This window comes from Mesorhizobium qingshengii, assembly GCF_027563465.1.
GTDB classification, from domain to species: domain Bacteria; phylum Pseudomonadota; class Alphaproteobacteria; order Rhizobiales; family Rhizobiaceae; genus Mesorhizobium; species Mesorhizobium qingshengii_A.
This window is the reverse complement of record NZ_JAPFQA010000057.1, coordinates 1-780: the sequence shown is the minus strand read 5'-3', so window position 1 is coordinate 780 and position 780 is coordinate 1. Positions and strand designations below refer to the sequence as shown.

General features: G+C 69.4%; 1 pseudogene. It reads left to right on the top strand.

Annotation, left to right across the window (positions count from 1 at the left end):
- A pseudogene (locus OOJ09_RS31930) lies at positions 1-780 on the top strand (autotransporter outer membrane beta-barrel domain-containing protein); the annotation flags it as partial.

Here is a 780-nt window from a genome sequence, read left to right as displayed (position 1 = left end):
ACGCTGCGGCGGCCGGCAACATCGACGTGACCGCCAACGGCTCGATCGACGCCCGCTTCGGCATCGACGCCGAGAACTTCGGCTCGGGCTCGACCAAGGTGACCACGGTCGGCCCGGTCAATGTGACCACCGGCAACGGCATCTTCGCGCTGTCGACCGGCGGCAACGTGACGGTCAACGCCGGCGATGTCACTTCCACCGGCAACACCGCCATCATCGCCCAGCAGACCAAGGGTGCCGGCACGGGCATTGTCGACGTGACCGTCGGCAACGTCTCCGGCACGACCGGCATCGATGCCCACAACTTCGGCACGGGTACGACCAGCGTCACCGCCAACGGCACGGTGACCGGCACCTTCGCCGAGGGCATCAAGGCGACCGGCAACGGCGCGGTGAGCGTATCGGTCGCCAACACGGTGACCGGCGCGACGCGCGGCCTCAGCCTTGTCGGCGGCACCGGCGGTTCGGGCGACATCTCGGTGACGGGCACCGGCGGGTTCGTCGGCGGCACCGGCGATGCGGCCAATATCCTCAACAACGGCACGGGCACGGTCACGGTCGACATCTCGGGCGCGAGCAGCTCGACCGGCGGCGAAGGCATCGTCGTGCGCGACACCGCGGCTGGCGGCAACATCAGCGTCACCACCGGCGCGGTGACCGCGCTGACGGCGGGCAAGGATACGATCGACGTCCAGAGCCAGTCGCTGACCGGCAACGTGACGGAGGTCGCCAACGGCAACCTCCAGGCCGGCAATGCCGCAATGGTCGCGGCGATCCTCA